10 protein-coding genes are annotated in these 13,007 nt (G+C 55.5%); 8 read left to right on the plus strand and 2 right to left on the minus strand.

What is annotated here, in order from left to right; all coding sequences use genetic code 11:
• Nucleotides 1-215: 215 nt before the first annotated feature.
• Nucleotides 216-1,187, minus strand: a complete 972-nt coding sequence (locus tag UF64_RS15400) for a hypothetical protein (protein WP_044829478.1) — start codon at nucleotides 1,185-1,187, stop codon at nucleotides 216-218.
• A gap of 346 nt (nucleotides 1,188-1,533) precedes the next feature.
• Here UF64_RS15400 and UF64_RS15405 point away from each other — a divergent pair, with 346 nt between their 5' ends.
• From UF64_RS15405 to UF64_RS15430, 6 genes are all read left to right on the plus strand, one after another.
• The gene (locus UF64_RS15405; protein ID WP_044829479.1) at nucleotides 1,534-2,118 is read left to right on the plus strand and encodes a TIGR00730 family Rossman fold protein; all 585 of its coding nucleotides are present in this window, start codon (nucleotides 1,534-1,536) and stop codon (nucleotides 2,116-2,118) included.
• A gap of 256 nt (nucleotides 2,119-2,374) precedes the next feature.
• Entirely contained in the window at nucleotides 2,375-3,160 is a 786-nt protein-coding gene (locus UF64_RS15410) for a DeoR/GlpR family DNA-binding transcription regulator (RefSeq protein ID WP_044829480.1), read from the plus strand.
• Nucleotides 3,157-4,281: an ABC transporter ATP-binding protein gene (locus UF64_RS15415; protein WP_044829481.1), complete on the plus strand. Its 1,125-nt coding sequence runs from the start codon at nucleotides 3,157-3,159 to the stop codon at nucleotides 4,279-4,281. Before UF64_RS15410 ends, UF64_RS15415 begins: the two co-directional genes overlap by 4 nt.
• 16 nt (nucleotides 4,282-4,297) lie before the next feature.
• Nucleotides 4,298-5,563, plus strand: coding sequence for an ABC transporter substrate-binding protein (locus tag UF64_RS15420; RefSeq protein WP_044829482.1), 1,266 nt, complete (start codon nucleotides 4,298-4,300; stop codon nucleotides 5,561-5,563).
• A gap of 98 nt (nucleotides 5,564-5,661) precedes the next feature.
• On the plus strand, nucleotides 5,662-6,555 hold the full coding sequence (locus tag UF64_RS15425; protein WP_044829483.1) for a carbohydrate ABC transporter permease: 894 nt from the start codon (nucleotides 5,662-5,664) through the stop codon (nucleotides 6,553-6,555).
• Entirely contained in the window at nucleotides 6,552-7,400 is an 849-nt protein-coding gene (locus tag UF64_RS15430) for a carbohydrate ABC transporter permease (RefSeq protein WP_044829484.1), read from the plus strand. Before UF64_RS15425 ends, UF64_RS15430 begins: the two co-directional genes overlap by 4 nt.
• Nucleotides 7,401-7,418: 18 nt before the next feature.
• Here the strand turns inward: UF64_RS15430 and UF64_RS15435 are convergent, their stop codons facing one another.
• Nucleotides 7,419-8,330 carry a LysR family transcriptional regulator gene (locus tag UF64_RS15435; protein WP_044829485.1) on the minus strand — a complete coding sequence of 304 codons (912 nt, stop codon included), beginning with the start codon at nucleotides 8,328-8,330 and terminating at the stop codon, nucleotides 7,419-7,421.
• A gap of 236 nt (nucleotides 8,331-8,566) precedes the next feature.
• Here UF64_RS15435 and UF64_RS15440 point away from each other — a divergent pair, with 236 nt between their 5' ends.
• Together UF64_RS15440 and UF64_RS15445 are read left to right on the plus strand one after the other, a co-directional pair.
• The gene (locus tag UF64_RS15440) at nucleotides 8,567-10,234 is read left to right on the plus strand and encodes a GMC family oxidoreductase (protein WP_044829486.1); all 1,668 of its coding nucleotides are present in this window, start codon (nucleotides 8,567-8,569) and stop codon (nucleotides 10,232-10,234) included.
• Between the two features lie 52 nt (nucleotides 10,235-10,286).
• Complete coding sequence (locus UF64_RS15445) at nucleotides 10,287-12,797, plus strand: CoA transferase (protein WP_044829487.1); 2,511 nt, start codon at nucleotides 10,287-10,289, stop codon at nucleotides 12,795-12,797.
• The last annotated feature ends 210 nt before the right edge of the window (nucleotides 12,798-13,007 follow it).

Consider the following 13,007-nt stretch of genomic DNA (forward strand, 5'->3'; position numbering starts at 1 on the left):
ATATCCTTGAACGATGTTTATGTTTTTAACGGTCGCGCTCAAGACACTGAAATTGTTTGCCATATTCCCCTCAAACAACTCGTCCGAGCACGTTAATTAGAAACTTGTACTACTTTCAGCGCGCAGTTTCCATAACGTAACGAACAAACGATACAGCGCAACCGTTAGGCAAAGATGAAGAGAATCAGTCTACTCGCCCCGAGTCAACCTTCGCCTCAAACTGCTCTGGCTGCCATTTCGGCACCGACATAGGCAACAAGGGCTGCGATGATCAGTGGCAAGGCCAGCACGCCAACCTTGATCACACTGCCCAACAGCACCGCCTGCGCAGGGTTATCACTTGGCAAATGCGTGGCCAGCCTGACCGATGCCTGTCGCCCCGACACCACCAGCAACAAGACCGCAAAGGCAAGACAGGATGCTGGCACAATGATCATCGCACTGGCTGCCGCCGCCATCAGCGCCCCGACAACACCAAGCCAGACCGCAACACGGTATTGCGGTGCTGCCTTTTCCGAAATCACGGCCACGATTAGGGCCACCGTCAGGGCTGCCTGCAAGACAACAAAATCACTTAACCCGAACAGATGAACGATGATCCCCTGCCCCAGGGCCAATGTCATCAGAACCGCCACCGGTCCCGGCTTTGCGAGATTGATAATATCCACTGCCGCATCGGCCTTGCTTGCCTTGGGCTTGGCCGTCTTGGTCTTCTTGCCCCTGGTCGGTTTGGCGACCTCGTCATCGTCTTCGGAGAATTCCGGGCGCGTCACCCACAGGAAGCAGCCGCCAACAATCAGAAACGCCAGCCAGGCAATGATTTGGATCGCACCGGGATGGTATGAAAGCCCGCTGATCGGGGCTGCCAACACCAACCAGGCACCCAGCAACAAGATCACCCCGGCAACGCCCAGCGATACCCGTTCCGACAGTCGGGAAAAGTCCATAATCGCGCCGCAGATACCGCCAAGTACAAGCATCAAAAGGGCCGCCCCCACGCCACCGCGTGCAGTTTCGGGCAAGCCGATGGCTGCCGGCACGGCAACCGCCACCGCCGGAATGATCGCGCCCAACACAAGGCGGCGCGCAATCGCACGTTCCAGCCCCAGCCACAAGGCCAGCATCAAAACAGCGGCAATGATGCCCGAGATCACGATGGCAAGAATGAATGGACTATCGACAAACACGTTGGGCGGTCCTGCCTTCTTTTTATGGTTACGTTCAATACAGTTTCCTGCTTCAGGAACTACCCATCCCACAATCAGGTTCAGAACTTGTTAACCCTGCGACAAAAAGCGCGCGATCGGAGGGTTTCCAAGGTAGTGCGATCAATGCCAAAGCGTGTTGGCAACAATACGGCCAAAGGCGATCAAATCAGGGCACGGGCATGTCACTTAAATTTCAGATGCTGCCATGCGGAAATTACTGCCACAGATGTGATTTGATCGGTTAAGGTCGCTTTCCGTACGGGACGATGCGCAAACCATGCGCCGTTCCGCTACCTGCGAAACAAGAAACACAAGGCAGGTCGCCATGACTAAAGTTAAATCAATCTGTGTCTTTTGCGGTGCGTCGAACGGCAAGGACCCGCGACACATGGAAAATGCCATCGCCTTTGGCAAGATGATGGCCGAACGCGGCATCACGCTGGTCTATGGCGGGGGTCGCATCGGTCTGATGGGGGCTGTGGCAGATGGCGTCATGCAAAATGGCGGCACCGTGGTGGGCATCATTCCGGCCCATCTTGATGATATCGAAGTTGGCCATACCGGCCTGTCCGAACTGATCGTTTGCAAATCCATGCATGAACGCAAGGTCGAGATGTTCCGGCGCTCGGACGCCTTTGTCACCTTGGCCGGCGGCCTTGGCAGCCTGGACGAGGCGTTTGAAGCCATGACGCTGCGCCAGCTTGGAATTCATGACAAGCCGATGGTGTTCCTCAATGCGCTTGGCTATTGGGACAAGTGCTTTGACATGATTGACGGCATTATCGAGGACGGCTTTGCCCGCCCAAGCCACAAGAACCTCTATACCGTTGCCAACACGCTTGATGAAATCTTTGAGCAGCTTGCCGCCGAACCGGCCCCGCGCTTTGACCCGCGCGAAAAACTGTTCTGATCCGAACGTCACTCCGCACTCAAGCATCAAGACGCCGTCCGATTCACATCGGGCGGCGTTTTTTTTGTTACAGCGCCGTCATCCATCGATGAATTTGCCAGTCATGTTCGTTTGAGCATCACCTCAAAAGGCGCGGTTTTCTGCCGCGTTCGCCGCCTTCTGAATATTCATATGAATGTCATGCTTCTGAAATCTTAGTGACAACGAAGCCGCGTATGATCGCTTCAATGTTCAAAACAACAAATTGAACGATCAAATGAATATTTCTGCGCGACAACGCGACATCATCGACATCCTGCGCCGCGACAGTTTTGTCTCCATCGACAAACTGGCCGAGCATTTTGACGTTACCCCGCAAACCGTGCGGCGCGACGTCAATATGCTGAGCGACGCCAATCTGGTGCGCCGTCGCCATGGGGGCGTTGAATATGCCGGTGAACCGGGCATGAACCTGTCCTATGACAGCCGCCAGGTCACCAATATCGCGGCCAAGCACGCCATATCCCTGCATGTCGCAAGCCTGATCCCCGACGGGGCGTCGATCCTGATCGGGATTGGCAGCACGCTGGAACTGGTGGCGCTTAATCTTGTCGATCATCGCAACCTGACCGTGATTACCAACAACATGAATGCCGCCATGGCGTTGGGCAACAATACCGGCAACCGGATTGTCATTCCTGGCGGCACGCTGCGCCTGCCTGATCGCGATGTCATCAGCCCAGAAGCCGAGGCGATGTTTAACAAATACAAGGTCGATTTCGGCCTGTTTGGCGTCGGAGGGATCGAACCCGATGGGACCCTGACCGATTTCGATCATCGCGAAGTATCCCTGCGCCAATCGATTGCGGGTAACTGCCGCAATTCCATCCTTGTTGCCGATCAATCGAAATTCGGCCGCCCGGCCCCGGCCAAGGGCGGACACATCACCGACCCGGACTTGATCGTGGTTGATGGCGTCCCGGGTGGCGTATTCGATCCGTTGTTTGACCGTCAGGACGTTCGCGCACGTCTGCAAATTGCCAAAAGCGAAAATTACGAATGACTGACCAATCCCCCTTTATTCGCATCACTTCCGTGTCGCGCGTGTTTAACGGCGGCAATGGCGTGCATGACCTGTCACTCGACATTCCACGCGGAAGCTTTGTCGTTTTGCTCGGCCCATCTGGCTGTGGCAAATCGACAACCCTGCGTCTGATTGCCGGCCTTGAAACCGCAGATCAGGGAAGCATCGCGATTGATGGCAAGGACGTCACCAGCACACCGCCGTCGAAACGCGGCCTGTCGATGGTGTTTCAGTCCTATGCCCTGTTCCCGCACCTAAGTGTGGCGGAAAACATCGTCTTTGGCCTGAAGGTTCGCAAAACCAAAAAGGACGAGATCAAAACCCGTCTTGAGGATGCGCTTCGCGTCACCGGCCTTGAAGGATATGAAGACCGCAAACCAGCCCAGCTTTCCGGTGGTCAGCGCCAACGCGTGGCACTCGCCCGCGCGATTGTCGCCGGCCATCCGCTGTGCCTGATGGACGAGCCGCTTTCAAACCTTGATGCCAAACTGCGTCATGCAGTGCGCAAGGATATCCGCGATCTGCAGCAGCGCCTTGGCATCACGGTGGTTTATGTCACCCACGATCAGACCGAAGCCATGAGCATGGCCGACATCGTCATTCTGATGAAGGATGGCCGGATCGAGCAGGTCGGTGATCCAGCCGATCTTTACCTTAAGCCCGCGACCGCCTTTGCCGCGGGTTTTGTTGGAAGCCCACCCATGACGCTGATCCCGGCCAATGCACTCCCGGCCAACGTCATCCCAGGTGGCTTTGATGCCAACACCCTGACCTTTGGCATTCGCCCCGAGGACCTGGTTCTGAGCACCGATCCCAAAGCCATAAAAACCGGCATTCCTGCGACCGTCACGGGCAGTGAATTCCTTGGTGCAGAGACATTCGTTTTTGTTGCGATCCCGGGCACTGAGGGGGCCACCGGCCGCCTGCCGGGTCGCGTTGAAATTTCGCCCGGGACAGAAGTCTCGCTCAGTTGGGCTGGCGCTGCGGCCCACTGGTTTGATGGCGAAGGCGGTCATCGTCTGACACCGACGGTACCGGGCACATCAGCGCAAGATACCAAGATCACCTCTCAACCTGACACTGCAACTTCGACACTTTAACAGGGAACTTTTGTCCATGCGTAACATCGTAACCAGTGCTGCAATCGCAGCCGGACTGATGGCAACGGCGGCAAGCCCGGCCTTTGCCGCCACCGAGTTGACCATGTATTACCCGATCGCTGTTGGCGGCCCGCTGACCAACGTCATTGACGGCATGATCGAAGGTTTTGAGTCCGAAAACCCGGACGTCAAAGTCAACGCCATCTATGCCGGCAACTATGACGACACCCGTCTGCGTGCGGTTTCCGCAATCAAAAGCGGCGATCCAGCACAGCTTTCGGTCATGTTCTCGATCGACGTGTACGACCTGATCGAACAGGACCTGATTGTCCCGTTTGATGACGTTGTCAAAACCGCAGAAGACAAGGAATGGCTGAACGGCTTCTATCCGGCGCTGATGGCCAATGGCAATGTCGATGACAAAACCTGGGGCATCCCGTTCCAGCGTTCGACCATTGTCATGTACTACAACAAGGACATGTTCCGCGCAGCCGGTCTTGATCCGGAAATGCCGCCGCAAACCTGGGAAGAACTGGTTTCCACCGGCAAGGCGCTTTCGAAAGACGGCAAATGGGGCCTGATGGTTCCTTCGACCGGGTATCCGTACTGGATGTTCCAGTGCTTTGCCATCCAGAACGGCAAGGAACTGATGAGCGGTGATGGCACCGAAACCTATTTCGATGATCCGGCCGTTGTTGAGGCGCTTCAGTTCTGGCGCGACCTTGCGACCGAAGAAAAAATCATGCCGGAAGGCACCATTGAATGGGGCACGCTCCGTCAGGCCTTCGTTCAGGGGCAGACGGCCATGATGTGGCATTCAACCGGCAACCTTTCGGCTGTCAAGCGCGAAGCAAAGTTTGATTTCGGCGTTGCCATGCTGCCGAAACACAAACAGCCGGGCTCGCCGACCGGTGGCGGCAACTTCTACCTGTTCAAGGATTCTACTGACGAGCAGAAAGAAGCATCGCTGGCTCTGATCAAATACATGACCGCACCGGAACGTGCCGCAGAATGGTCGATTGCGACCGGTTATGTCGGTGTTACCCCGGCGGCCTACGAAACCGATGCGCTGAAGTCCTATGTCGCGGACTTCCCGCCGGCACTGGTTGCCCGCGATCAGCTTGAAGTTTCGGTTGCCGAGTTCTCGACCTATGACACCGCACGTGTCCGCGAAGGTCTGAACAACGCCATCCAGGCGGCCCTGACCGGCGAGAAAACCCCGGAAGAGGCCCTTGGCGATGCCCAGGCCGAAGCCAACCGTCTTCTGCGGGCCTTCCACTAAGAACGCCCGATCTGCACGCCGAAGCGGGGAATTTCCCGCTTCGGCACCTTTTCTTTGATGATTTTATTTATCCGTTTTGATTGCAGGACGTGCCGACCATGAACGAAATGGCCCGACTTCAAAAACGCAGACTTGCGCTTTATGGCTGGATGTTGGCCGCACCGGCACTGGCCCTGATGAGCCTGTTTGCCTTTTACCCGGCCATTGCGACCTTCTGGCACAGCCTGTTTACGCGCGGCACGTCACGCCGCCCGTCGGTCTTTGCCGGGTTTGAAAATTATGGCGATCTGTTTGCTGATCCGACCTTCTGGACGGTTGCGACCAACAACCTGATTTATGCCGGGGTGACCATTCCGGTTTCGATCATGTTTGCGTTGGTCATGGCGCTTTGGGCCAATGCCCATATCCCGGCCCGCTCGTTCGTGCGCAGTGCCTATTTCACCCCGACCATTTTGCCGATGATTGCCGCGGCCAATCTGTGGCTGTTTTTCTATACGCCTGATCTTGGTGTGATTGACCAGATTACCGGCTTTTTCGGGGCATCACCGACGAACTGGCTGGGCCAGCCCGAAACGGCACTAGCATCCGTCATCATTGTGACGATCTGGAAAGAAGCCGGCTTCTTCATGATCTTTTACCTCGCCGCGCTTCAGACCATTCCGCCGGACCTTCGTGAAGCCGCCCGGATCGAAGGGGCTGGTCGCTGGACCTATACACGCCGTGTTTTGCTGCCGCTTTTGATGCCGACCACGATCTTTGTGTTCGTCAATGCGATGATCAATTCGGTCAAACTGATCGACCATCTGTTCATCCTGACCAAGGGCGGCCCTAACAACGCGTCCAAACTGATCCTTTATTGGGTCTGGGAAATGGCATTTGCCTATTTCGACAGCCCACATGCCGCCGCCATGACCATCCTTGTCCTACTCGCCCTTGGCCTTGTCGCCGTCGCGCAGTTCCGACTGGTTGAAAAACGGACCCACTACCGATGAACACAGACACCACCGTTGCAAACACCAAACTCACCCTGCCCGATTTCGACAAGCTGCTTGATGCGCTTGGTGCTTGGGTTCTCGCGATTGTCTGGATTTCACCGTTGCTGTTTGCTGCCTGGGCGGCATTACAGCCATCGGGCACGGCCCTTGGTCTGGATTTCTCCAACCCGCTGACGTTTGTGAACTTCACCTATGTCTGGGGGGCGGTGCCCTGGGGCGGGTATTTTGCCAATACCGTGATCCTCGTCACCCTGATCCTTGCGGGTCAGCTGGTGCTGTGTACCCTTGCCGGGTTTGCCTTTGCGCGGTTCGAATTCAAGGGCCGCGATACGGTCTTTATCCTCGTTCTACTGCAGCTCTTTATCCTGCCGGAAGTCCTGATTGTCGAAAACTACGCCATCGTCTCCAAGCTTGGGCTTTTTGATACAGCCCTTGGCATCGGCCTGCCCTATATGGCCAGTGCGTTTGGCATTTTCCTGTTAAGGCAGGCATTCAAATCCGTGCCGGTTGAACTTGAAGAAGCCGCACGGATTGAGGGATGCAGTTGGATGGGTGTTCTCTGGAAAGTTTATGTGCCCGCCGCCAAGCCGGTTTATCTCGCCTATGCGCTGGTCTCGATTGCCACGCACTGGAACAACTTCCTGTGGCCGTTGATTGTGACCAACTCGCCGGAAACACGGCCGCTGACAGTCGGGTTGTCACTGTTTGGTGCGCCGGAAACCGGGGTCGATATTTCGGTCATCAGTGCCGCAACCATCATGACCATTGCCCCGCTTCTGATTGCATTTCTGATTTTCCAGCGGCAATTCATTCAAGCGTTCCTGCGCGCAGGCATTCGCTAAAACTCTGTCAGCCCCTTTTTACCAGGTTGAATCCAACACTTCGAAAAGCGCTGCTATCGTTGGCGTTTCGCGCTTTCGTTCTGTCGTGATCAGACTAAGGCAGGCCGGGATGGACACCGAATTGCAGACAGCAAGCCCAAAGGTCTGCTTTTCGTGCAGTGCAATGGAATCACGGCACAAACTCAACCCGACACCGGACCGGACCATCTCAAGCATGGATGCCTCCTGATCCACCAGCGCAACCGAGTTTTGGGTGCATTCAAACTCGTCAAAAATGCGCCTAAGCAAGCGCGAATGAACTGAGGCCTGCGTTGTGCCAATCCATGGCAGCTTTAACAAGGACGCCCAGTCGGCATTTTCGACCCGGCTTTCCCACCCCACCGGGGCGATCACGCGATAATTGAAGTCAGCTAGTTTTATGGCGTGAATGGCCTCTGACGTCTCGGCGGCAATATCAGCGGCGACGTCTGGCCCGCTCAGATAAAACCCGGCATCGATCTGATTGCGCAGCACGCCTGCCAGCATATTTCCGCTGACACCGTGGGCCAGCTCCGTCTCGATGTCGGGAAAGTCGGTGCGCAGTTGGCTTAACATCCGGCCAAGCCGAATGAATTCCGGATCAACGATGGTGCCAAGCCGTAGCTTCCCGCTGACACGACCAGCGCGCTGACGTGCACTTCGCCGAAACTCGTCCATGGCCTCAATGACCTGTTCGGCCTTTGTCAGCATGGCTTGGCCATCAGCTGTAATCTGCAACCCTGTGGACGTGCGCTTGAACAGGGTAATCCCGGTTTCCTCGCCAAGACGTTTGATCTGATGGCTGATCGCAGGTTGCGTCAGATTAAGCACCGATGCAGCGCGCGACACACTGCCCTCGCGTGCGACGGTGACAAAAGCCAGCAACATGTTCATGTTTGAAAAGCGGGTCATATAAAAAACACTAATATTGCTATTCGTGTTTTGTCATTAGATTTGTGCATCACTTCACGCCTTAATTGAATTTCGGGTTCTGGTCGATTTCTAGAATCACCGGGAACCGATTGACACCAAACAGGTCAGGCGACGATCAAGACAGCCTTTCGGACTTTGCGTTTGACGGCGCGTTTGACGGCTTCTTCGTGCGGACAGCCCGGCCCATAAAAGCGCCGACCGGGAGGCACATTGTTATGACCGCAACCATTCCAACGTTCGATTACATCGTTATCGGGGCTGGCACCGCAGGCAGCCTCCTTGCAAACCGGCTGAGTGCGGATCCCAAGAACAATGTGCTCCTGCTCGAAGCTGGCAAAGCCGACAATTACCCGTGGATACATATTCCGGTGGGCTATCTCTATTGCATTGGCAATCCGCGCACCGACTGGATGTATGAAACCGAACCCGACAAGGGGCTGAACGGGCGCGTTTTGCGTTATCCTCGTGGCAAGGCGCTTGGCGGATGTTCATCAATCAACGGCATGATCTATATGCGCGGCCAGGCACGTGATTACGACAATTGGGCCAAGCTGACCGGTGATGATGCCTGGAACTGGCAAAACGTGCTGAGCGATTTCAAGCGCCATGAAAATCACTACAAACTTGATGGCGGTGCGAGCCCGCAGGCCAGCAATGGCAAGCCTTTTTCCGAGATGCATGGCAGCGGGGGCGAATGGCGCGTTGAAAAGCAGCGCCTGCGCTGGGATGTGCTCGACAGCTTCATTCAGGCTGCTGGTGAAAACGGCATTGAACCAACCGATGATTTCAATAACGGCGATAATACCGGCATCGGCTATTTTGAAGTCAATCAGCGCTCTGGATGGCGCTGGAACACATCCAAGGCATTCATTCGTCCGGTCAAATCGCGCAGCAACCTGACGGTCTGGACGGAATCCCAAGTCGAAAAACTGACCTTCGGGAGTGATGCCAATGGTCAGAAAATCTGTACCGGGGCGGTCATCAACCGGGCCGGCACCGCGCAAACCATGACGGCCGCCAAGGAAACGCTTCTGTGTGCCGGCGCGGTCAATTCGCCGCAAATCTTGCAGATTTCGGGCATCGGCCCGGCAGCGCTTTTGAAACAGCATGGTATTGATGTTGTGGCAGATGCCCCCGGTGTCGGACAAAATTTGCAAGATCACTTGCAAATTCGTGCCGTTTTCAAGGTGAAAGGCGCCAAAACGCTCAACACGCTTGCCAACAGTCTGGCTGGCAAGGCGAAAATTGGTTTGGAATATCTTCTGAACCGCTCCGGTCCGATGAGCATGGCACCCAGCCAGCTGGGTGCCTTCACCCGATCTGATCCCGATCGGCAATATTCAAATCTTGAATATCATGTTCAGCCGCTCAGCCTTGAGGCCTTTGGCGGTGATCTTCATGATTTTCCCGCCGTCACGGTGTCGGTCTGCAACCTGAACCCGACCAGCCGCGGCACCATTCAGATCAAGTCCGGCGATTTTCGTACCCCGCCGCAAATCGCCCCCAATTACCTTGATACCGACGAAGACCGCAAGGTGGCCGCCGACAGCCTGCGGCAGGTCCGCGACATCATGTCAAAACCGGCGATGGCGAAGTATCAGCCCGATGAATTCAAACCGGGTGTGCAATATCAAAGCGATGAAGAACTGGCCAAGCTGGCTGGTGACATCGCAACAACGATCTTCCACCCGGTAGGGACGGTCAAGATGGGTCACGCGGATGATGCGTCCGCCGTGCTTGACCCGCATCTTCGCCTGAAAGGGATTGGTGGTTTACGCGTTATCGATGCATCCGTGATGCCCGAAATCACCAGCGGCAATACCAATTCACCGACCCTCATGATCGCCGAAAAAGCCGCTGGCTGGATCTTGTCTGGTCAGTAACCGTTATCTGCAGCTCCCCCTGCCCCACACACAAGCAGACTTCGGAGGATAAATGTATACCCGGTTTTCCCAACTCCCTCTGACAGGGGTCAAGGTTATCGATTTTGGCCAGTATATTGCAGGCCCGGCTGTGGCGATGTTGCTTGGTGATCTTGGTGCGACGGTTGTTCATATCGACCCGCCAACTGGCCCGATGTGGGACAGCCCAGCAAACGCGACGCTTAACCGAAACAAGGTGATCGTCAATCTGGACCTTAAGTCCGATGAAGGCCTTGAAAAGGCGCGCGCATTGTGTGCTGAAGCCGACATCATCATTGAAAACTTTCGGCCCGGCAAATTTGCCAAACTTGGCTTTGATTTTGCCGAGATGCGCAAGGAACGACCAGAACTGATCACCCTTTCGGTTCCGGGTTTTGCATCCAACGATGAAGAGCGCCGCGAACAGCGTGCATTTGAAAGCATCGTCGCCGCCAGTTCCGGCGTCTTTACCGATATGGGGCTTAACCGAGTACTGATGGGCCTGAACCCGTCATTTTCGCCGTTGCCGCTGTCGTCGGCTTATGCGGCGCAGATTGCGGCGTCTTCGGTTGTTCTCGCTCTGCAGTCGCGTCAAATCACCGGATTGGGCGATCAGATTGAAGTACCGCTGGCCGCCGCCATCATGGAAGGGCTTTGCTATAACTCGATCAAGATATCTGACATTCCCAAACGCTATCTGACCCAGCGCGAACTGGAAATCGAACGCAGACGTATCGAAGGTCTGCCGATGAATGTCAGCTATGAGGAACTGCAAGAACTTCTTGATCCGTTTTTCAGAAGCTACATGTGCAAGGACGGCCGGATGTTCTATGTGGTTTGCCCAAGCCACAAACATCACGCAAAACGCTGCCTCGAAGTTCTTGGCATCTATGATGAACTGGTTGCCGAGGGCCTGACGTCAGAAGACGATACCTACAAACCGCAATGTGAATGGGAATCTGAAACGTCACTTGGCGTCTATCCCATGCCCAAGGACTGGGCTGACAAAATTGCTGCGCGCATGAAGGAAGTCTTCATGACCCGAACATCGCATGAATGGAAAAAGATGTTTGGTCGCGGCGGCATTCCCGGTGCGCCACAACGTTGGCTGCAGGAATGGATCCATGACGAATATGCCGAAGGATCCGGCCTGATGATCGATACCTGGGACCCGGAATATGGCGAAATGACCACACCCGGCCCCGTCGTCTGGATGGAAGAAAGCGGTGAAGAGGCGCTTAAACCCGAACCGCGTCGTTGGGTCGATTTCAACGAAGCGCTTAAAATCCTCAAAAAACACCGGACCGAAATCCCCGATCCATCAGAAGCCGTTGAACAGGAAGGCTGGCTCACTGGCGTCAAGATTCTTGATCTTTGCAACGTCATTGCCGGACCACATTCAGCCTGTTACCTCGCACGGTTTGGCGCAGAGGTGATCAAACTTGATCCTGCCGTTCCGATGTATGACAGCTGGAACACCGTCGTTTACGGTCTGTCCCAGATGCGTGGCAAGAAATCAATTCTGGCAGATATTCGATCAGAGCACGGTCGCAAGGTCTTTGAAGACCTGGTGAAATCGGTTGATGTCATCATCTGGAACGCCCCGGACAGTCAGGTCAAGCGCATGGGACTTGATGCGGAAAGACTTCGCAAGCTCAATCCCAATGCCATTTTCTGCAAACTCGACTGTTTCAGTGGCGTCAACCGCGGTGTGCGCACCGACTATATCGGTTATGACGATCTAGTGCAGGCCGCAACCGGCATCATGTTGCGATTTGGCGGGGCAATGGATCGCCCCGAAGAACACGCCCATGTTGGCACGATTGATGTTATGTGCGGCTTTGGCGGGGCCCTTGCCGTTGCGGCCGCACTCTATCAGAAATACCGGTTCGGACGTATCGGGCGGGGACGTACGTCACTTACCGCCAATAGCGGCCTGTTGCAGATACCCTTTGCCTATGACTACCGCGGGCGCGGACTCTTTAATGAACCTTCCGGCCCGGAAATGAACGGCAATGACGATCTGAATCGCTTCTACAGCACTGCATCGGGGATTTATGTGCTGCTCAGTGCATATGAAGACGATTTGCCACGGTTTCGCAATGTCGAAGGCCTCGAAGATTTACCCGACATCCCGGCGGAAGAACGCGCGGTCTATCTTGCGACGGCCTTCCAGACCATGCCGGCAACCGAATGGATCGAACGCCTGCATGCGGCGGATATCGGGGCTGCCATCTGCGACAACATTGATGCCTTGCGCGCCGAAAACACGCGTGAGGCCGATGGCACCCCGGGCACAGACAGGGGGAGCTATTCCTTCTCTGTCTATCCGGACCATCCCAGCGGGCATGAGATCATCCAGCTTGATCCATATGCGGTACGTACAACCCGTTCCAAAGTGGTCGCCCTTTCCCCTTCGGAAAAGTTTGGCACGTCAACACGCGCGATCCTGCAGGATCTAGGCTATGCCGATCAGGCAATTGAAGCCATGCTGAAATCTGGCGACCTGAGTGAGTCCTGGAGCCAGGAATATCTTCCAAGCTGAGGAAGAACTCACCTGAACCTGGCGTGGCCTGATGCTGTACTGACCAACCACCCCGTTGCCCTTTCCCGCGGCAACGGGGTTTTTTTGTCTGCCCGTTATGACCGAAGGCAAGGTGTGTTCTCGATCTCTTTTCATCGTAGTGCGATTACATCAGACTGAATCCTGCAACTGATCCCTGCAGGATGTATCTCCGTGCCCCAAGCGCGAAGA

This window comes from Thalassospira sp. HJ (assembly GCF_000948415.1).
Classification (GTDB): Bacteria; Pseudomonadota; Alphaproteobacteria; order Rhodospirillales; family Thalassospiraceae; genus Thalassospira.

Excerpts from the sequence above, each read along its gene's own strand:
- UF64_RS15405 (WP_044829479.1), top strand. The coding sequence starts at position 1,534 with ATGACTAAAGTTAAATCAATCTGTGTCTTTTGCGGTGCGTCGAACGGC.
- UF64_RS15410 (WP_044829480.1), top strand. The coding sequence starts at position 2,375 with ATGAATATTTCTGCGCGACAACGCGACATCATCGACATCCTGCGCCGC.
- UF64_RS15415 (WP_044829481.1), top strand. The coding sequence starts at position 3,157 with ATGACTGACCAATCCCCCTTTATTCGCATCACTTCCGTGTCGCGCGTG.
- UF64_RS15420 (WP_044829482.1), top strand. The coding sequence starts at position 4,298 with ATGCGTAACATCGTAACCAGTGCTGCAATCGCAGCCGGACTGATGGCA.
- UF64_RS15425 (WP_044829483.1), top strand. The coding sequence starts at position 5,662 with ATGAACGAAATGGCCCGACTTCAAAAACGCAGACTTGCGCTTTATGGC.
- UF64_RS15430 (WP_044829484.1), top strand. The coding sequence starts at position 6,552 with ATGAACACAGACACCACCGTTGCAAACACCAAACTCACCCTGCCCGAT.
- UF64_RS15435 (WP_044829485.1), bottom strand. The coding sequence starts at position 8,330 with ATGACCCGCTTTTCAAACATGAACATGTTGCTGGCTTTTGTCACCGTC.
- UF64_RS15440 (WP_044829486.1), top strand. The coding sequence starts at position 8,567 with ATGACCGCAACCATTCCAACGTTCGATTACATCGTTATCGGGGCTGGC.
- UF64_RS15445 (WP_044829487.1), top strand. The coding sequence starts at position 10,287 with ATGTATACCCGGTTTTCCCAACTCCCTCTGACAGGGGTCAAGGTTATC.